Source organism: Flavobacterium humi, assembly GCF_004745595.1.
In the GTDB taxonomy this organism is placed as follows: Bacteria; Bacteroidota; Bacteroidia; order Flavobacteriales; family Flavobacteriaceae; genus Flavobacterium; species Flavobacterium humi.
In genome coordinates this window covers 81,672-101,556 of sequence record NZ_SRLH01000009.1, presented here as the reverse complement: position 1 = coordinate 101,556, position 19,885 = coordinate 81,672, and the positions used below count along the sequence as shown (strand labels likewise).

The window sequence follows — 19,885 nt, the reverse complement described above, 5'->3', positions numbered from 1 at the left end:
TTAAATTTACGAAAAACGCAGAATTTAAGATTGTTTTTTAGTTAAATTTGTAAGAAACCGTATAAAATGAAAAAGAAAGCAATCATTATCATTGTCCTTATCGCTGTTTTGGGCTTTTGGGGCTATTCTTACATTTACAAGAGCCATAGGGATTTTGCCGGCGAAAACCCAATTGACGTTACTTCCGTAGATGAATTAACCGAAGCCTTCAAGAAAGACGAAGCCAATGCCAACAAAATGTACCTGGACAAAGTGATTCAGGTTAAAGGGAAAGTGACCCAGGTTGACCAGGCGCAAAATACGGCCACGATTGATGGAAAACTGTTTTCCGCCTTTCAGAAAGAGGATTTCAAGGGCATAAAAATGGATGAAGAAGTCCTTGTAAAAGGGCGTTTTATCGGTTATGACGATTTGCTCGAAGAATGTAAAATGGACAATTGTATCATTGAATAATTAAACTTTAAAACCAAGCATATGCGAATAATTTACTCACTTGCAGCGGTACTGCTATCCCAATTCGTTTTTTCCCAGGACGATTTATTATCACAAATTGACACCACCGACACCAATAAAGAAGTGGTCTCCGCTTTCAAAGCCATGAAAATTGTGAACCTTGAGTCTACCAAAATGCTGGGTAAAAAGGAATTGTATTTTGTTGTGGCTCACCGTTTTGCTTCTGTTAAAGAAGGTTTTGAAGGTTTCTTCGGGCTTGATAATGCGGTTACACAAATCAAATTTGCCTACGGGGTTACCAATACGTTCTCCTTGTCAGCCGGAAGAAGCGAACAGGCCTATGATTTTGCCGCAAAATACCTCATTACATCTCAAAAAAAGGATGGTTTTCCTTTTACATTTGCAGGATTCAACAGTATAGCGTTCAATAATTTATTGAAAGAATCCAACTATCCCAAGATGAAGTTCCAAAACAGGCTGATCTATGTTAACCAATTGCTGATTTCCCGAAAGTTCTCGGAAAAATTATCGTTGGAATTCGCGCCTACCTTTTTCCACGAAAACTTTGTTGTCGATAATAACCAGGACAACAGCCAGGTTGCCTTGGGGCTGGGTGGAAGATACAAGATCTCCAAAAGGGTTTCCATCAACCTTGATTATGCGGCCCATATGAACAGGTCCTCGACTTCTCCTTATCATAACCCGTTATCGGTTGGTGTTGATATCGAAACAGGAGGGCACGTGTTCCAAATGCATTTCACCAATTCGCAAGGCATACATGAAGCCGGTTTCCTGGGGAATACTACCGGAGATTGGGGTGAAGGGGATATTTTCTTCGGATTCAATTTAGTGCGTGTCTTTTAAAAACCGAACTATTTACCATAAAGAAAGCCCGTTGTACAAACGGGCTTTTTCATATAAAAGAAATAATTATTCTTTGATTATTTTTTGTGAATAATCCTTGCCGTTTGCATCTCTCAATAAAAGAAGGTATGTTCCGGTGCTTAATGATTGTACGGAAACAGTATTGTCTTTTACATTCGTATTCAGGACCATTTTACCATTCAGGTCGAACAATTGCACCATTTGGATGGAATTGCCTTCTTTCACCTGGATATTAAGAAGGTCTTTTACCGGGTTAGGATATACCTTGAAATCCGAATTAGCAAACTCACCTACGCCTAATGTTGCCCCTTCCAATACCAATAAAGCCTGGTTAGAAGTCGGGTTGTTAATCGTATCCACAATTCCGGAAGGCCATTTGATCACGACTTTCGTAATAGCCGTTTCCGCACCAATACCAAAATGAGCACTTAAGCTGCTTTGGTGGCTGAAACCGTTACCGCTGCGTATTTCCCTGATCTGTTTTCCCCAGGCGCCATAAATTTCGATTCTGGTTCCAATCCCGTTTCTGTTACTTTGCACGCCCTGGAGGTTAACGGTTAACCAATGGTTGGCATTTGGGACATTGTAATATACCATATTGTTATATTGCACATCCAGGAATCCGTCATGGTTCAAATCACCAATTCCGCCTTCGCTGAACGGCAGGGCAACTCCTGTAAAAGTCATGTTACCGTTATTAAGGTACATTTGTTTGCTGTTTTGCCAAAGGAAATCAATCCAGCCGTCATTGTTGAAATCCCCGGACTGCAATTCCCAGGAACCTACCTGAGGATCAATGCCGGTAGAAGCATAAATGTCGGTAAAGGTACCGTCTCCGTTATTTTTATATAACTTATTTGTGTCTGAAATGTTGGAAAGTAGAAAATCCATATCGCCGTCATTGTCAAAATCCTCAATAGCGGTAGACCAGGATTGCGCACCGTCGTTTACTCCGGCAGACGCTCCTACTTCCGTATAGGTGTTGGATGGCAAAGTCCCTATTCTGTTGTTTCGGTACAGAAGATTGATTCTTTGCGGATCTCCCACCGGTGCTCCTCCGCGGCATTTGGCCAAATACATGTCCATATCTCCGTCGTTGTCATAATCAGACCAGATAGAAGCGTAGTTTCCTCCAACGGCTAATGTTGGGAAAAAGGTAGTGTCAAAGACTAAATTCCCTGCACCGTCATTTTTATAAGAATAACTTTGCGCCACATCATGGCAGGCAAATAAATCCAGGTGCCCGTCATTGTTGATGTCGATGAAGTTAGTTCTTTGCGTAAAAATACCTTGCGGATACGGCACTTCCGTATAACCGGTTCCGGTAGCATTTGCTTTTACCATAGTTAACCTGCTGCCGCCCCCGAAAACCAGGTCGTTATAACCGTTCTTGTCGAAATCACCCGCGGCAATACTCCAGCTTGGAGTGGTGGTCAATCCCGGCAAAGGATAAACGGTTGAGGTAAAACCTCCGGCTGCCTGTTGGGTCAATACGGTCATTTGATTGGCTTGTACCGTTACGATATCATCCAGGAAATCCCCGTTCATATCCGCAACGTTGCAAATAGTTGAACTCGATGCAATAGACTGGCTTGTAAAACTGATCAGCGGTGCTACAAAAGGTTGTTCAATCAGCTGGCAGTCAAAACCGCTGGCGCTCCATCTGTTGTCAAAGGCAATATAATAGGTTGTTCCTGCCGTAACATTAAAGGTCGCTACAGATAGGTAACTATTGGTACCAATGATACCGCTGTCGTCATCCCCTGTAAAACAGGTCAATGCACCACAGTTTCCGGTATATACATGAAAACGGGTATCTTTCCCGGTATTGATGACCAAATCCGTAGTAACCGTTACGGTATAGTTTTGTGAAGGAGTATAGGTATACCATTCTCCCATCGTTGCATTCCCTGTCCCGGCACATAAAGTAGGAGGCGGGGAGCCGTCAATTGTTCCTACGGTAAAAGTACCGACGGAAACAGGAAGTGCCGTAGCACATGTATTTTGTGCGTTGGACACATGGGCTCCAAAGCATAAAATAACCAATAAAGTAATTTTTTTCATAGTCTGTTTTTTGTTAGTTGTTTCGGTTAATGACAATTTGCGGGTAATGAGTTAATCCAGTCTTTAATAAGTTGCACACCTTCATCATGTGCAATGCTTCTTCCTATAATAGGCATCATGACGGCACCTTCTGTCGAACTTACCCTGATGACCATTTCAGATCGGTTGGCATCGCCTCCATTAATGACGAAAGGCCCGTTGTCTATAGCAAATAAAGGGGTCATGCACACCCCAAAGGTACTAAGGTCGGTATTGCTGAAGTTAAAGCGCATCGCCACATAATCGCAGTGGCCGCCTTCCCGGTGGCAATGGGCGCAGTTGATGTCTATATAGGAGCGGGCTCTGAGTTCCAATGATTTGCTGGTGTCTTCCCAATTGACTGTAGAGTGTATCGTAGCAGGCACATCATCACCCAGGTAACCGGCTGTTTTCCACATGGAGATCTGGTTTTTAGACGTACCGCTATAGTTATACATGGTATTCAGGTTCTGGGGTTTCACACCAATTGGAATGGTAATTTCTCCACCAGCTGTATGGGTCGGGTTGATTTTATGGCAGGTAAGGCACTCTGTCTGGGAAGGGGTTTTGTAATTGATGCTCTTTGTAACGCCGTTTTCCACCCAGGTAACAGGGACAAAAACCCCATTGTCGGTAGTTTCCAGGGTAGCTTCTGTTTGTTCGTTGTTCCAGATGTAGCTGAAGGCTTTCCATCCAGTTGATTTTCGTACCAAAAGACGTGTCTCAATGATTTTTGTGACATTTCCGGGTTGTACGTTATTGTAATAGAAGGTCTTAATCAGTGCGGAACCTACCGGGAAATTGAAAATATTGTCGTCGCTCACATAAGTGGCCTTGGTTCCTTTGGGCATCCATACAAAACGCTTCTTATGGGCATAATCGGCAAATAAGGAACTGGCAGGCTCAAAAGGGACTACGTCCATAGCGGGTTTCTGGTCTTTCATCGGACCAGTAAAAAAATGGTAATCGGATAATTTCTGGTAAGGGACCTTTGTTAAATCTACGGAGACAGGCGATGTTTCAACTTCCTCATATTCACTGTCTTTTGAACAGGATTGAAAAATAAGGGCTGCAAGCAGAAATGTAACTAATAATGCGTAATTTTTTTTCATATTTTTAAATTGGGGAACTCAAAAATAAGAAAAAAACTATAATAGAGTGTATTTAGTTAACTATATTTAAATTTAAGGTTAAATATTTAACAAATCTCCACCCGGACATTATAATTGGAGAGGTTTGACAGCGCTTCTTCCGATTTATAATCAAAAGCTTCCTCATGGTCTTTTTTGTCTTTTCGCACGGCAATCATCTTAAGGCAGTTGTAAAAACGACGTACCTCATCATAATGAGACAGGATAAGGCCGGGTACCGAAGCATTTTTTCCGTCACTGTCTTTGGCTACCATCGTAAAATAACTCGAATTGCAATGTTTTACCTTTCCGGTCTGGATGTGTTCGGATTCTACCCGGATGCCAACAATCATGGAGCTTCTCCCCACATAATTCACGGAAGCCTTCATGGTAACCAGTTCCCCAACTTCTATCGGATTCAGGAAATCAACAGTATCCACTGAAGCGGTCACGCAATAATTCCCCGAGAATTTGGAAGCACTTGCAAAAGCGATCTGGTCCATCAGGGACAGGATATAGCCACCATGGATCTTTCCGCTGAAGTTCGAATGCGAAGGCAGCATCAGTTCGGAAATCGTGACTTTGGAAGATTGTACGGTTTTGAATGTTGTTTCCATAGTTATCGGGCAAAATGAGGTGATTTTTCCTGTTGTACATGCGTCACATAATACCGCGTATCGCCCCACCACGGGAAAGTCCTGTAGCGCTCGATATAGGTGATCTTGACATATTGCCCCTGGTATTTTTTTAGGTCCGAAATAACTTCAGCATCACTATCCAATACCGAAAAACGGAAGATCTGCGCTCCCGAAATACCCTGGGAAATTTCTCCTTCAAATGTTTTGAACACATAGCCCTTACTGCTGAACTTGATGAGTTCGCCGGTCCGGTCGCCTTCGCTGTATGTAGCATAATACAATACGGTAAAATAGCCTGCAACGGCCAGGATAAAGGTAATAATGGTAATGAAGAGGATCTTTCGTAGCATATGTCCCTTAGTTTAGTGTTTCTGTTTCACTGGTTTCCGCCCTGTTAATGATATTGTCCGGCAATGATTTTTTGGCTTTGGCACCCATCTTCTTCAGTTTTTCCACGCTCGTTATCAGGTTTCCTTTTCCGTCTACAAGCTTGTTCATGGCGCCCTGGTATTCTACTTTGGCTTCATCCATCTTCTTGCCGATCTTCACTAAATCGGAAACAAAACCTTCAAACTTATCGTATAAAGCTCCGGCCTGGCGGGCAATTTCAAAGGCATTTTCCTGCTGCTTCTGGTTGGCCCACATGCTGTCAATGGTGCGCAGCGTTGCCAGAAGGGTAGAAGGGGTCACAATGACGATATTCTTTTCAAAAGCTTTGTTATACAGGGTGTTGTCCTCATTTAAGGCCAGGGCAAAAGCGGGTTCCATAGGAATGAACAACAGTACGAAATCCGGGCTTTCTATCTGGTACAGGTCATGGTAGTTCTTGTTGCCCAGTTGTTCTACGTGGCGCTTGATGGAGTTGACATGTTCCTTTAGGAAAGAAGTTTTCACATCCTCATCCTCTTCATTGATAAAGCGCTCGTAAGCGGTTAGCGATACTTTCGAATCGACCACCATTTTCTTTCCGTCCGGGAGGTTGATTACCACATCGGGCATGACCCGTGACCCTTCTTCGGTAACGAAACTTTGCTGTACTTCATATTCGCGTCCTTTTTCCAGGCCGGATTTCTCCAATACACGCTCCAGGATGAGTTCTCCCCAATTGCCTTGCATTTTGCTGTCGCCTTTAAGGGCTTTGGTCAGGTTCAGGGTTTCCTTGCTCATCTGTTCGTTCATCTCGCGTAAACCAAGGATCTGCTGGCGCAGGGCGGCATGGTAATCAATGCTTTCCTTATGGGTATCTTCCACTTTCTTTTCGAATAACTGGATTTTATCCTGCAGGGGCGAGAGGATGTTTTTCAGGTTTTCCCTGTTCTGTTCTGTAAATTTGCTGGTCTTTTCCTCCAGTATCTTGTTGGCCAGGTTTTCGAATTCCTTGGTGAATTTCTCCTGCAGCTGGTTTACCTCTTCTTTTTGTTCTTTGTTGCGTTCCCAAAGGTTCTCAAAGTCAGTCTCCCTTTTGGACAGCTGGATGGCCAGGGCTTCTTTTTCGCTACGGATGTTTTCCTTCTCGGTATTGGATTGCTGTAACTGCTTTTCGAAGTTCTGGCGTTCCGAAAGCGCTTGCTCCTTGTATTGCCCTATTTGTTCCAAAAGGCCGTTGATGCGCTCCTCAAGTCCTGATTGCGCTGATTTGGATTGCGCCGAAAAAAGAAGTTTCCCCAAATAAATCCCGAGGAATAAGGCAATGATAAATGCGGCTAATACGATAATGATTTGTGACATCGTGCTGGTATTTGTTATATAGTGTAAATGTAGGGAAAAATGTTTTGTGTTTTGTTTTGTGTTTTTCCTCTATTTTCTACTTACTTTTTTCTTGATAAAAAAGTAACAAAAAATCAAGCCTGTTTGTTTTTTACTTAAAATCTACGGAAGGATTTGCCTATCGGGAACCAGGCCGCTCGTCATGCTTCCTCGCTTTTTTGGTTCCCTCCCTTCTGCCGGCGCGCAAATGCTTCCTTGATTTTTTGCGTAAAAAACAAAAGGGCGGAATGAATGACTTGGAAAGATTGGGATGTATTTCGTTGGAATGACAAACATTACGCAGTCTTGTCATCCTGACGCAGGAGGGATTTCCGCAAATTTTTTTGCCTTTGCTTCTAAATAAAAAGGTTAGGGTTTAGAAATTTCTCCTAGGTCTGAATGACAAACGTTGTGGTAAAAGATTGTGCAAAAACTAAAGTTATCCATAATCTTGTCATTCCGACGTAGGAGGAACCTCCGCAAATCATTTCTTCCTTTTATTTTCTTCTGAATAATTTAGGATTACGTAGAAAAATTAAAGCGATTACTTCGTCAGTTCGATATGCTCGTGCCCTCTTTCGTCGGAATGACAAACGTTGTGGTAAAAGATTGTGCAAAAACTAAAGTTATCCATAATCTTGTCATTCCGACGCAGGAGGAATCTCCACAAACATATCGATACTCTTTGTTGCTATTTTCTTTGGAATAATTAGGGTTGATTATAAAGGTTCCTCTTTCGTCGGAATGACAAGATCACGCAGCATAATCACCCCACACCAACGACTTTCAACCCACACCCTTCCAACGCATAAATTTCCCCATTTATCTGTTGCCGGAACTCACCAAATACCAATCCTATCACCATCCCGTTTCCTTCAGGATTAGAGGCTACGAGCTCTAAACCAGGTAAAGTGTTTCCTTTTGAAACAACAACTTTTTCCCCTTCGCCCAGCGTAAAGATTCCGTTTTCAAAATCACAGCGCAATATCAAAAACTGTAAGCAGAGGTGCGTGGCAGCAACAGGAAAAATTACTGCTTCAGGAGCAAAAGGGTCAAAAACAATCTTGCCTTCCGCCATCAGGACATGGTAAGGCGTAGCAACCATATGATGCAGTGGTACGCCCGGATTGCATTCAAACCCGTTCAATAGCTGTTTCCCTTCGGGAGTACCAAGGCCTAAAGCCACAGTCCGTTTGCCACGCTCTGAAACCTTGTCGCATTTCATGATTTTTGATAATACCCCAACCAGCCGGCTGTGCACATCGGGTGTTTTGCATTTCTTTATATAAAGCGCAAGTGCCTGGCGCAATTGTTTTCCTACAATAGTGCAGTGGCCAAATTCAGTAGCATTTTCTCTTGTCCGTACATAATTATCCTGCGTTTTGATTGCACTTCCGGTAAACCCACTCGTTTTACGGACAATGATTTTACCGTCCATTTCATAAAAGGAAATCCCATCGAGATTACCCGTAAATTGCAGCATCCCTTTCAGTTTTGCCATAGTTTGTCCTTTTGGTTCGTATTCTTCTTAAATCCCTATTTGCTCCTTGCTTCCTTCTGCCTTACTCCGGCTTAGAGTGCAGGATGTAGTATGGATCTAGTATGGATGTAGTATGCCATACTTATGCTAAAGTACATAATAAGTGCCATTAAAATCCAATATATAGTAAAGATTTTTCCTACAATAAATTAAATAGCTCTGAAAGATTATAAAGATTCCTCCTGCGTCGGAATGACAAGATTGCGGATAGCCTTAGTTTATGCACAATCTTTTACTACAACGTTTGTCATTCCGACGCAGGAGGAACCTCTGCAAACATATTTCTTTCTTCTTGACTCTTTTCTCTTTCCCCTACTGCAACCCAAAAAACGGCCGTACTGCCTTCCATCGCCTGATCAGGAATTCATATATAAACCAGGAAATGAAGAATGTGCCCAAAGACAACAAGGAGAATTTGCAGAAAAACGACCAAGGCATGTTTTTTATAAAATAGGCCAGTACTACCGTAACGGTTTGGTGCAGGATGTAAAAAGGGTACACAGCCCGGTTGCAGTAGGCCAGGGTACGGCTTGGTTTGTTGAGGTGTTTGGAAGCATACCCGAAAAGCGTCAGGATCCAGGACCAGAAAGTAGCAACGGTAATCAGGGCTTCGGTAAAATGCCTTACATAACCGTCTTCGTATAAGCTGGTAATGAGTAGGAAAAGAGTAAACCCAACGATTCCGGATTTTAAATACAAGCTCCTGTTTTTTTCTACCGCGCTCCAGAAAACATCTTTAACCGAAATAAGCAAAAACCCGATAAAAAACAATGTAATGTAATTGATAATGGCAAACCAGTCCCCGACAAGGGCATGTGTCACTTCGAAAAAAGGTTCGATAAAAGCCTCGATTAAGTATAGCGGCAATACAAACCAATAAAGGCCCAGCCTGGTTTGGCACATTCTGGCAGTGGCTTTCAAAAGCCAATGGTTAGGATGTTTCCGAAGGTAAAGGAAAACAGGGATTAGGACCAAAGAAAACAGGAGCAGGTATGGTAAGAACCATAAGTGGTGCCAGCTGAGGTTCCCTTGGGGGTATTTGCCGATAAATGCCTGGGAAGGCCAGAAATCGAAATAGCTTCCTTTGATGAGCCCTTTGGAGAGTTTTTCGATGTACACTTGAGGCGGTACGATGACCAGCATCCCAAAAACAAGCGGGATAAGGAGCCGTTTCGTTCTCTCAAACGCGAATTGTGCCCCGCTTCTTTTGGCAAGCGCATACGAAGTCCCCATTCCCGAGATCACAAAAAGGATAGGCAAACGCCATTGGTTTAAGAATTTCATCGGATACTTGATCCATTCATATGTAATGTTATTCTTGATATGCCACTCCCAGTCCGGAGCCACAAAAAACATTCCCACGTGGTAAAAAATAAGTAACCCGAAAACGATTACCCTAAGCCAGTCTAAATCATATCTACGCATAGTTTCTAAATTTTTTTTGCAAATGTGGGGGCAAAAAAGCAAGCCTGCAACTACTTGTTTCGAATGGCGGGATTATGGTACGGATAACAAGGTTTTGGTAGGAACGACAAGGTTTTGGGACGAATGACAAAGCGTTTTTTTACCGCGAGGCTGTTTCCGAATCGAAAGATTGAATGTAATTCCGGGAAACAGGGATTGTATCGGGGCAATCCTGTAAGGTTACTTTATAGCCCTGGGCATTTCCGGATACATTTTCGATGTAATCCTTATTGATTAAAATGGACCGGTGTGTTTTGATGATATACGGGAACTGCTGCAATTGGGCTTCGAGGTTCTTAAGCGAGATCCGTTTGGTGAGTTTTTGGACGCCTTGCTCTTTTTTAAGGTAAATATCGGTATAGTTGCCTTCTGCTTTGGCATACACAAAAGTATTGCTGTCGAAAGTGAATTTTTCAGACTTTACTTCGGTTTCAATCAACAGGGTAGTATTGGGATGCGTTTCTTTTGTATCGGCCAGCAACTCTGAAATATGGCTTGCCTTGAGCTGGTTTTTGGCTTGCTGCCTGTTTCCATTGATCAATATGACTATGGGGCCCAGGAAAAGGCCGGCAATGAAGGCGTTCAGGACTTCTTCCCTAAAATAGTGCCAAGACCAGTTTAAAGGGTTTTTATAGATGATCTCCCGAATCAGGAACTGTGAAATCCCTGTAAAAACCACCAGCAGCAGAATAAAAACAACTTCTTTTCGGATTTTCCAATGGTCTGTTATTTTCGGGAATAAATTATACAAGAAAGAAAGGCACAGCAATACCAGCAACGGATTCACCGAGTGTATGAAGCATACCCAGAAATAATCCATTTTCTGTTCCGATACATTGACATCAAAAGGCTGTAGCAAGTAGTTGAAAAGCAATGCAATGGAAAAAATCATCCCCATGATCTGAACTAGTTTTTTCCCTTCATAATAATAAGGATAAGGCTGTTCCAAAAAAGCCGGGAAAGGGGATTTGTTCTTCATATTGATTTGACTCGGTACTACAAGTATGTTTTGAAGCTGCTAATATAAAAAGAAAACCTGATTTGCAGGAATCAGGTTTGACTGGTTTTACGTTAAGGCTTATTTGACCGGTTCCCGGAGTATGGTCCTGAGTTTCTCCGGGGGCGTTTTCCTAAAATCCGAAAGGTAAATTTCGTGGTGCGGCCCGTTTTGCTGTAAGTTATGGGCTTTTGTGAATTCCAGGATTTTTTGCAATGTTTCCGGTTCGTTGGCGAAAGGCCCCGTATGCAGTACCTGGACAGATTTTCCTTCGGCCATGGTAAAAAGTCCTGTTTCCTTTGCCAGTAGCAACTGTTTTTTCTCCAGGACACTTTCTACGGCCTGGGTAATCTGTTGTGCCGTGACATAATCCGGCATCATGATGAGCATCCGGTAAGACCATTCGCTCCGCGGTACCTGCAGAGGGATTTCTGCTATGGGGAAGGAAGTATACTTGTTTAGGTCAAAACTCCATAACCCTTCTAGTTTGGGCACTACAAAATCCTGCCCTATAGCTTTGTTTTGGAACTTTACGGCATACGCAACAGCATACAAAGCCTGGATTTTAGCGGCATATTCAGGTTGGGAAGGATCGCCTTTGCCTGTTATCGATAAAAACCGGGCTTCTTTACTATACATCAATTCGGGTTTGCTTTTAGCGCTATAATAGGTTTTGTGCACTTTTGTCAAATCTAGTTTTTCCATGTTTTTTTGATTACAAAGAAAAATAGCGGGAGTGACAACCCTATGTCAGTTGGTTTTTAAGATAATTGAGATTCGATCAGATCCTTCAAGCCTTTCAGGACTGGATTTTCCTCACCCTGCGGTTCTTCCTGAACAGCTTCAGGGCGATGGTCTTCCTTAATGATTTCCAATAGGGTTCCTTTGTTTTCTTCCGTGAGGACATAACTCATAGTGAAATAATTCTCCGGTTTGTCTTCCAGGCCTGGCCTTGGGAAAAACAGGCTGTACCGGAGTAGGGAATAGGGTTGTACCTCAATTATCCTGCCCCATTGTTCGAAGATTTTGTCTTCCCACTGATTCCTGAACCGGATCTCGCTGCCGGCTTTCCAATCTGTAATCAAATCGCTGCCGTACTGCCATTGCCTGACCCATTCGGGTTTTGTTAAAGCTTCCCAAACGTTTTCTGCAGATGCCTTGATGTGTAGTGTCGATATGTTTCGTGCCATATGTTTTTTGTTATGTTGAATGGTAAAATTAAGATTGCTGTTGTTTTGATCCCGGATTTCCTTCTATGGTATACCATCTGTAATTAATGGCGATAATCAGGAAAATCAACAGCATCCATATGGTGCTCAAAAAAGCCAAAAGACTGAGGTTTGTGGCTGCCACAGCAGAAAAAAGGAGCAATATGGTTATGAAAATGATTTGCCGGATCCTTTTTTTGAAGGCCTTGTAATGCGGCGGATATTCCAAATAATGCAGCAGGATGTTAATGCCCAGCAGGAAAATGCCGATGGCCAGGCTGAAGATGATTTTCATCAGGTGCGCAGGTTCTTCCCCTTCATGCAAAGCGCTTTTGAATAAACCACCAAATGCCACTCCGATACCACCTAAAGCCATTAAAGTAGGAATATAGAAAATCTGCATCAGGCTGCTGTTTTGGAATCCTTTTTTGCAGGGTTTGTCAGAGATAAGTGTAAAGAAAATCCACCATAAAGAGAAAACAATCAGGATGGAAAGGGCAAAATGAAGGATGATATTGAAATCCAATTGATTGAGTTCGCCGATACCATTGATAACCCCTAAAACGACTTCGCCGAAAATGATAATGGTAAACAAGCCCAATCTTTCGGTCATACTGCCGGAAAGGCTGAAATCCACAGATCGCCTCCTAAGGACCCTATACACAATGAATGGCGGTATGAAGTTGAGGATTAGTGTGATATAAAAAACAATCCGTATGTAAGGCTGCTCCAGGAAAAGCGTCAGGAACATCAGCGCCAGCGAAGCCAGGTAAAAAAAAGTATACGGTTTGTTTAATTTCCGGTGCTCCTTGTCATAAATCCCGACGCTCCACCACAAATAGGTGATGTACAGCTGCAAGGCCATGACCGCTATGGTAGCGTTGAAGAGCAAATGCCCGGGGTTGCTGCTTATCGTGACAATCAGGGCCGCGACTATCATCATTTGCCAAAGCGTCATGAGCATAGTCCGTAAACCGGAAGAACCATGCAAGTCGTGGTGCAGGCTGCCATTGACCCATCCCCAGAAAATCATGGAGAAAAAGTAAATATAATCAAGCAATCCGGAAGGAGTAAGATGGGAGGCAAGCAGGTGCGTTATCTTTGAAATGGCAATCACATACACCAGGTCATAAAAAAGCTCGAGCCAGCTTATTTTCCTTTCTTCGTATTCGGTAGAAAACTTTTTGGGTGGGCCCCACCAAGTATTCGGGTTTTTACTATCCAACGTGCCGATTTGTTTATTGTTTAGGCTAAGATAAAAAGAAAAACTGGTTTTTAAGGATCTTGTTGGCTGGCTTTTAATCTCCTCCACAGCCTCCGCAACTGCTGCAAGAACTTCCACAACCTGAACTGCATGAGGATCCACAAGAGGTTCCGCAACTGCCCGATGAACTGCTATTCCCGTCTGTATAGCGTACCAAGGGTATGAAAGATTCGGAGAAGATGGCGGTTCCCATAAGGAAATAATTCCATTGCCAATCCAATGGTTTCACAGGGCTGGAAACAGAGGCTATTTTAGTCTTATAAAACTTTGGAATGGTATCGGTACAGATTTGTTTGCATAGCCGCCAGAGGAAAAAAAGTATAAAAACAAACAGCATGACCAACAAAACAATCAATTCCGTAACCGGTTTGCTTCTTATGATGCCCGTTGCCAACCGGGTCAAGCCAAATAATAACAATAGTGAAAGAACTGAAAAATTCAGGTAAAACAATTTTCCGAAGGCTCTCGACTTTATCCAATATTTTTTGAAGGCATCCATAGCATTGGGGATATTACTGAAAACCGGTTTGGAAATTACTCTTTTTAGCAGGGTAGGATAAAAAGAACCGCCCATGTCCTGCAGGACTTCCATGATAGCAAAACGTTCCTTGCTTGTACTATTGTTTGCCAGGTTTGGTTGCAGGGCTTTTTTATCGTTTAGGATTATAGCCTTTTCCTCCAAAAGCTGGTTTACATTTCCGTGGATGATAGCGGAAGGGTTTTGTGTTTTCAGGTAAACCAGTTCCATTGGTTCCAAATGATGGATAAAACTAAAAGGCTCAAAACCTTCCATAATGCTCCTGAAGTAAAATCGGTTGTACCATTCCAATCCTAAAAGTAGTAAGGCGCCACCAAAAAGATAACTTCGTATGAAATCTGGATTGCCAATTTGGATATACACAGGTTTGAGCAGCAAATAAAAAGGCCAGGTCAGGATGGAAAAAACCAAAACACCAAAAAGGATAAAGGATCGGATTTTAAATTTTGATTTTTCCAGATGCAATGATTCATACATGCCCGAATATTCCCAAAAAGCTATCGGTTGCTGTCCAAAGGCCACAATGTAAAGGGATTTGGTACGTTCTTTTGCCTGCTTGAATTTTTCAAAATCTTCCTTGTTGTGTGTGGATGGGATATGTTGGATGTTTTTGCCAATCAACTTGCAAAAATCAGCATAAGATTGCGTAAAGATCAAATGCTGATGCCATACAATGTCAATGATTTCCGAAGGAGATACCATAAAATCCGATGTCCCTGCCAAGTACATGAATTTCTTGTATTCGAGGATGGCTTTCAGGGTAAAATCATCTGTCCAATAATTTTCTTTTGCAAGCCGTGTTGTAAATCCATATTCGCTTATAGGATGGTCAAAATCGAATTCCTGTATTTTTATCCAAAGGGTTTGATCCATAGGTTTTGTTTGCCGTTGTGCCGTTTTTTACGATGTGAATTTAGGGCAAAAAAAATAAAATCAAGCGTTGTTTTGAAAGAAATAAGTTCCGGGAAAAAGATATTTAATTGACAGGCTTCGGATAACCCAAAAGGTATAAAATGTATGCCGGCCCGGATTTTACCCTTTCGATTTCCCATTCAAAGCCATCTGCATTGTCCAGTTTGGCTACCAAGGCTTTCATTTCCGCAACAGAATAAGTGCGTAATGAAGAAACCAATCCATCCCATAACACCACGAGCGGTACAATAGGGATGAGGTAGGTGAAAACGATCCTCCCCAAACGGAACGGCCTGATAAACGGTGTCATAATAAAAACAGTTATGGGAGAAAAAAGCATTGACACGATACTGGCGGCACTTCTTTCCTGTGCTTCAAAAATAGCGATCCCGCTTTTGGCGTTTACCGCATTCTGCAAGATTTGCTGTGCATCGGTTGGGTTAAAATGGTGGAAAGATAAAAATTGCGTCCGTAATCCTTTTAGGTTTTCCGGGACATTCCTGGCATCGACCGGCGTATCGATAGAATAGAAATTGGAAGACTTTTTTTTGGTATACTCAAAAGCCGCCAGGTTCGGATAATAATCGGTAAGCAGTATTTTGAAAATCCTGTTGGTTTTACTGAGTTCCTCATTAATCCGGAGCATGCCGCCGCCGCCGCCCGAAGCCAGGTCTACAATAAGGCTGGTGCCGGTTTTGTCAAGGCCTTTTTCAATAATAGGGATGCCTTTTTGGAACATATTGGTCTTGTTGGACAGGAATTGAAGGAAATCGGTAATATAGTTTCGTAAAAAGGCAGGAAACCAGTTCATGTCTTCAAATTCGAAAAGATGTATTCGGCTCATTGTTTTTGTTTTGCCGTAAAATTACACTGTTTTTTTGTAACTCCTTATGGCGAAGATGTTAAATAGATGTCAGAAAAATAGTATGCAGCGAAAGTTTTTAATGTATATTTTGAGTAACTTTGGGATTCAAGTTCGTTTGTCTCATTCTAAAACCTAAATTTCTATGAAAAAGTATCTGTTGCTGTTATCTGTTTTTATATTCAGTATGATTAATGGCTGTACGGCTTCGAAAACGGCTGTCACTAAAGATTTATATGCAACCTGGGAACTCGAATATATTTCAGGGCCAAGAATCGCTTTTGAAGGCTTGTTCCCCGACAATAAGCCACAGATCACTTTCGTGGAAAACGGAAAGACAATTAACGGTACGACCGGCTGCAACGGGTACGGCACTACATTTACCATCAATGGGAATGCCATAGAAATTGCACAGCCCGGCGCCATGACGATGCGCTATTGTGAAGGTGGCGGCGAGCAGGTTTTCCTGAAAACGATGGAAAAAATAAACAAGTTCACCATCGATAGCGATCATAAATTAAACCTTATGATGGATGACGTACCGATGATGCGTTTCAAAAAAATAAAATAACAGCAGTATGGCAAGAAGACTGTTCCTGATACTGTTCCTGGTCTTTTCCTTTGCGGGTTATGCCCAGTTGCGGCCAGGGTTTGACAAAGAAGAATACCTCGAAATGATGCGTATTTCGATTTGCAGTGTCAGGGATAGTGCATATGCCAGTGATTTTGAAAAACCCAAAACCCACCGGATGCTCTATCAGTCAGGGAATATCGGCCTTGAGAATTCCTGGGATTTATGGACGGATGATAAAGGTACAGCGGTCATAAGCCTTCGGGGAACAACCCGGAGCGCAGAGAGCTGGCTGGAAAATTTTTATGCAGCCATGGTTCCTGCAAAAGGCACGCTGCAGTTGGATAAAAATACTACTTTTAACTACCAGTTGGCAGAAAACCCCGAAGCCGCCGTACACGTGGGCTGGCTGGTTGGTATGGCTTTCCTTGCCAGGGAAATTGTCCCGAAAATAGAACAACTGTATCAAAACAATACCAAAGACTTTCTGATCATGGGGCACAGCCAGGGTGGCGGGATTGCTTATTTGCTCACGGCTTATTTGTATCAATTGCAACGCCAGCACCTTCTGCCCGAAGATATCCGGTTCAAGACCTATTGCAGCGCAGGCCCTAAACCTGGGAACCTTTATTTTGCCTATGAATATGAAGCCCTGACACAAAACGGTTGGGCGTATAATGTGGTGAATCCTTTAGATTGGGTGCCGGAAACCCCTTTTTCGGTTCAGACGCTAAATGATTTTAACGTTACCAATCCGTTCAAAGACGCTAAAAAAGCCATTCGGAAAGAAAAATTCCCCAGGAATGTAGCGTTGGGTTATGCTTTCAGCCGGATGGACAATCCTTCCCGAAAAGCACAGCGCAATTATGAAAAGTTCCTCGGGAAGATGACTTCCAAGCTCGTGGCCAAATACCTCAAAGACCTGAAAGTCCCGGATTATGCACCTACCGCGAATTACGTACGTACCGGCGCCATGATTGTTTTGCCTGTGGATGAAGCGTACCAAAAGCAATTCCCTTCCAATGATAAAAATGTTTTCCTCCATCATGTCCATAAACCGTATATAATCCTGGCTTCCAAATTATCATTTCCATAAAAAACGTTCAATTGGTATGTGTTTTGCAAGACATGCTATTGATAAAATACCGCTTATGAAAAAAATAATTTTCCTCACAGCATGGCTTTTTGCCGTTACAGCCTGCAAAACTGTTCAGGCACCGCCTCCGCCGGAAACTATCCAGGAAGAGCGGATGCCTTATTTTAAAGGAAACGGAAACGAACCTTTTTGGAATATCAGCATTTCGGAAGATGCCATACGGTTCGAATCGCTGCTTTCCGGGTTTGAAAGCGTTACTGCACCTTCTGTTGCGCCGGTCAAAGCAATGGATGCCAATGTGAAAATGTACCGGGCGCATACCGAGAATATCGATATCCAAATACAGATTGAGCAGGCCGAATGCGTAAATTCCATGTCCGGAGCCGCATCTCCTTATGCCGTAACAATTGAAATAAAACGCAAAACAGACAAAGACGCTACAATCCTCAAAGGATGCGGTGCTTATCTTACCGATTACCGCCTGTATGATATCTGGGCGCTGGAGCAATTAAACGGGCAAAAAGTAACACTTGCTGATTTTGGCAAGGAACTACCTATCATCGAAATCAATTCGCAGACCAATACTTTCATAGGTTTCGCCGGCTGCAATCAGATGAATGGCCGTTTGTTTTATGAAAAAAACACGTTAAGGTTTACCAATGTTACCACTACCCGTATGGCCTGCGGACCTAAGAATAAGGAAGGGGAGTTCCTAAAAGCGCTTCAAAGTGCCACGGGTTATGAAATAAAGAACAATCGGTTGTGGCTTTCGAATCCTTCCGGGTTGTTGCTCGTTTTTAAAAAAATTGATTAATTAATACGCATCATTATGAAAAAAACACTGCTGCTCGCTTTTGTATTATTGGGGGTTTTGAGTTGTAAAAAGAAAGAAGAACCGCTTCCAACTCAACCCGGACAGGAAAAAACAAGTACAGCCTTAAGCATTGGTTGTTTTGCTTTTGAAGGAGATTACGGAACAATCCTCTTGCGGGTTACAGATACCCTCAATGGTATAAAAGGCTTCCTGAAGTATGATTTGTATGAAAAGGACAGCAATACCGGGACTTTTAAGGGTTTTTTAAAAGGAGATACCCTGATAGCCGACTATACTTTTCAATCGGAAGGAACCGAAAGTACACGCCAGGTTGCTTTTTTGGCCGGGGAAAATCAATTATTGGAAGGATATGGCGAAATGACTCCGGACGGCACACGGTTCAAGGAAACCAAAACGTTACAATTCAGCAAAGCTATGCCATTAACCAAAACAGATTGCAAAGGAACGCCTGACTGCCCGGTTGGGTTTGGGTTTGTGTATTCGGCACTGGAAAAAAAATGCCTGCCGGTAAAAACAATCGCTACGGTTTTGCATCCGCTGAAAGACGGCATGGCTTCGGCCGGGCCACAGGCATATGTATTATTTTCGAAGGATACGGAAACAGCGGAACTTTTTTTACCGGATCAGGACAAAAGCGTCTTTTTATCCAAAACAAGCGAAGGCAATTGGGCTTTTGAAGAGTACAAACTTATGGCCTGGAAAGGGTATGTGCTGCAATACAAAGGCAAGCCTGTTTATGGAGGGCAATGACAACCATAAAAAAATCCGCTTTTTACAGCGGATTTTTTTTATGATGCTTCCTGCAATTGGTATTGCAGCAGCCACTGATTCCCAAACTGATCCGTAAGGCCGCCAAACAAAGCACCCCAGAATGTTTTTTCCAACGGATGGGTTTGCTGGCCGTTTTGGGAAAGTTTGGCATATTGTTCCCTTATTTCTCCCTCGCTGCGGCAATTGAGCACCAGGGAAATGGCATTGCCTTTTATGAGTCCGCCGGAACTAACCATATCAGTTGCCATAATAACAAAACCGTCTTTGGTAAGTGTGGCATGCAAAATGGCTTCTTTCATCTCTTGGGGCATCTTTTCCGATAGCGGTGATTTCCCTACAGTCTGGAAAAAAAGCTCGCCTCCCAGGCATTTCTGGTAAAAAAGCATGGCTTTGCGGCAGTCACCGTTGAAGGTCAAATAAGCATTAATCACGGACATGGGTTATTTTTTGTGTAAAAAAAATCTAGGCATTCAATAAGGTTTCGATATCAAATTTCTTCATTTTCATAAAGGCTTGCACAACCCGTTGCGATTTTTCGGGATTGCTCAGCAGCTGCGCTAAAACAACAGGGACTACCTGCCAGGAAACGCCAAATTTGTCCTTCAGCCAGCCGCATTGGCTTTCTTCGCCACCCTCGGTCAGTTTGTTCCAGTAGTAATCTATTTCTTCCTGTGTTTCGCAATCGATCACAAAAGAAACAGCTTCGTTAAACCGGAACATCGGCCCGCCGTTAAGGCACATGAATTTTTGCCCTTTTACTTCAAAAGTGGTTACCATAGGGTTTTCGTCGGTAATTTTCGAATCGGTAAAAACCGAACAGTAAAAGCTGGCGGCTTCCTTGGCCTGTCCATCAAACCAAAGACATGGATATATTGGATTTTTCATGGCTTACA

The 19,885-nt window shown here is 42.8% G+C and carries 21 protein-coding genes; 6 read left to right on the top strand and 15 right to left on the bottom strand.

The features are described from left to right. Window positions 1-66 precede the first annotated feature (66 nt). Together E4635_RS14895 and E4635_RS14890 are read left to right on the top strand one after the other, a co-directional pair. Window positions 67-453 carry an OB-fold protein gene (locus E4635_RS14895; RefSeq protein ID WP_135527500.1) on the top strand — a complete coding sequence of 129 codons (387 nt, stop codon included), beginning with the start codon at window positions 67-69 and terminating at the stop codon, window positions 451-453. A 21-nt stretch (window positions 454-474) separates the two neighbouring features. Continuing rightward, complete coding sequence (locus E4635_RS14890; RefSeq protein ID WP_135527499.1) at window positions 475-1,317, top strand: DUF5777 family beta-barrel protein; 843 nt, start codon at window positions 475-477, stop codon at window positions 1,315-1,317. Between the two features lie 66 nt (window positions 1,318-1,383). Here E4635_RS14890 and E4635_RS14885 read toward each other — a convergent pair whose 3' ends face one another. From E4635_RS14885 to E4635_RS14830, 13 genes are all read right to left on the bottom strand, one after another. Further along, on the bottom strand, window positions 1,384-3,402 hold the full coding sequence (locus E4635_RS14885) for an FG-GAP-like repeat-containing protein (protein WP_135527498.1): 2,019 nt from the start codon (window positions 3,400-3,402) through the stop codon (window positions 1,384-1,386). Between the two features lie 26 nt (window positions 3,403-3,428). After that, a complete protein-coding gene (locus E4635_RS14880) occupies window positions 3,429-4,532 on the bottom strand; it encodes a hypothetical protein (RefSeq protein ID WP_135527497.1) in 1,104 nt (367 codons plus the stop codon). An 86-nt stretch (window positions 4,533-4,618) separates the two neighbouring features. After that, window positions 4,619-5,167 (bottom strand): acyl-CoA thioesterase, encoded by a 549-nt coding sequence (locus tag E4635_RS14875; RefSeq protein ID WP_135527496.1) that lies wholly within the window; start codon window positions 5,165-5,167, stop codon window positions 4,619-4,621. Between the two features lie 2 nt (window positions 5,168-5,169). Continuing rightward, entirely contained in the window at window positions 5,170-5,538 is a 369-nt protein-coding gene (locus E4635_RS14870) for a 6-phosphogluconate dehydrogenase (protein ID WP_135527495.1), read from the bottom strand. Window positions 5,539-5,545: 7 nt separating this feature from the next. Then, window positions 5,546-6,916: a DNA recombination protein RmuC gene (rmuC, locus tag E4635_RS14865; protein ID WP_135527494.1), complete on the bottom strand. Its 1,371-nt coding sequence runs from the start codon at window positions 6,914-6,916 to the stop codon at window positions 5,546-5,548. A gap of 784 nt (window positions 6,917-7,700) precedes the next feature. Next, window positions 7,701-8,435: a hypothetical protein gene (locus E4635_RS14860; RefSeq protein ID WP_135527493.1), complete on the bottom strand. Its 735-nt coding sequence runs from the start codon at window positions 8,433-8,435 to the stop codon at window positions 7,701-7,703. 351 nt (window positions 8,436-8,786) lie between these two features. Further along, window positions 8,787-9,899 carry an acyltransferase family protein gene (locus E4635_RS14855; protein WP_135527492.1) on the bottom strand — a complete coding sequence of 371 codons (1,113 nt, stop codon included), beginning with the start codon at window positions 9,897-9,899 and terminating at the stop codon, window positions 8,787-8,789. A gap of 139 nt (window positions 9,900-10,038) precedes the next feature. Then, a complete protein-coding gene (locus E4635_RS14850; RefSeq protein WP_135527491.1) occupies window positions 10,039-10,917 on the bottom strand; it encodes a LytR/AlgR family response regulator transcription factor in 879 nt (292 codons plus the stop codon). Between the two features lie 99 nt (window positions 10,918-11,016). Next, window positions 11,017-11,640 (bottom strand): GyrI-like domain-containing protein, encoded by a 624-nt coding sequence (locus tag E4635_RS14845; RefSeq protein ID WP_135527490.1) that lies wholly within the window; start codon window positions 11,638-11,640, stop codon window positions 11,017-11,019. A gap of 56 nt (window positions 11,641-11,696) precedes the next feature. After that, window positions 11,697-12,125: an SRPBCC family protein gene (locus E4635_RS14840; protein WP_135527489.1), complete on the bottom strand. Its 429-nt coding sequence runs from the start codon at window positions 12,123-12,125 to the stop codon at window positions 11,697-11,699. Window positions 12,126-12,153: 28 nt separating this feature from the next. Continuing rightward, window positions 12,154-13,368, bottom strand: coding sequence for a low temperature requirement protein A (locus E4635_RS14835; RefSeq protein ID WP_169630282.1), 1,215 nt, complete (start codon window positions 13,366-13,368; stop codon window positions 12,154-12,156). 73 nt (window positions 13,369-13,441) lie between these two features. Next, complete coding sequence (locus E4635_RS15775) at window positions 13,442-14,818, bottom strand: glycine-rich domain-containing protein (RefSeq protein WP_169630281.1); 1,377 nt, start codon at window positions 14,816-14,818, stop codon at window positions 13,442-13,444. A gap of 103 nt (window positions 14,819-14,921) precedes the next feature. Next, on the bottom strand, window positions 14,922-15,701 hold the full coding sequence (locus tag E4635_RS14830; protein ID WP_135527487.1) for a hypothetical protein: 780 nt from the start codon (window positions 15,699-15,701) through the stop codon (window positions 14,922-14,924). Between the two features lie 163 nt (window positions 15,702-15,864). Between E4635_RS14830 and E4635_RS14825 the strand changes: the two genes are divergently transcribed. From E4635_RS14825 to E4635_RS14810, 4 genes are read left to right on the top strand one after another with little or no spacing between them, the layout of a single operon-like run. Continuing rightward, complete coding sequence (locus E4635_RS14825) at window positions 15,865-16,290, top strand: META domain-containing protein (RefSeq protein ID WP_135527486.1); 426 nt, start codon at window positions 15,865-15,867, stop codon at window positions 16,288-16,290. A 7-nt stretch (window positions 16,291-16,297) separates the two neighbouring features. Then, window positions 16,298-17,386, top strand: coding sequence for a lipase family protein (locus tag E4635_RS14820; protein WP_135527485.1), 1,089 nt, complete (start codon window positions 16,298-16,300; stop codon window positions 17,384-17,386). A gap of 55 nt (window positions 17,387-17,441) precedes the next feature. Further along, on the top strand, window positions 17,442-18,200 hold the full coding sequence (locus E4635_RS14815) for an META domain-containing protein (protein ID WP_169630280.1): 759 nt from the start codon (window positions 17,442-17,444) through the stop codon (window positions 18,198-18,200). Window positions 18,201-18,215: 15 nt separating this feature from the next. After that, window positions 18,216-18,971 carry a hypothetical protein gene (locus E4635_RS14810; protein WP_135527483.1) on the top strand — a complete coding sequence of 252 codons (756 nt, stop codon included), beginning with the start codon at window positions 18,216-18,218 and terminating at the stop codon, window positions 18,969-18,971. A 38-nt stretch (window positions 18,972-19,009) separates the two neighbouring features. Here E4635_RS14810 and E4635_RS14805 read toward each other — a convergent pair whose 3' ends face one another. Together E4635_RS14805 and E4635_RS14800 are read right to left on the bottom strand one after the other, a co-directional pair. Further along, on the bottom strand, window positions 19,010-19,429 hold the full coding sequence (locus E4635_RS14805; protein WP_135527482.1) for a VOC family protein: 420 nt from the start codon (window positions 19,427-19,429) through the stop codon (window positions 19,010-19,012). Between the two features lie 25 nt (window positions 19,430-19,454). After that, on the bottom strand, window positions 19,455-19,877 hold the full coding sequence (locus E4635_RS14800) for a VOC family protein (RefSeq protein WP_135527481.1): 423 nt from the start codon (window positions 19,875-19,877) through the stop codon (window positions 19,455-19,457). Window positions 19,878-19,885 lie beyond the last annotated feature (8 nt).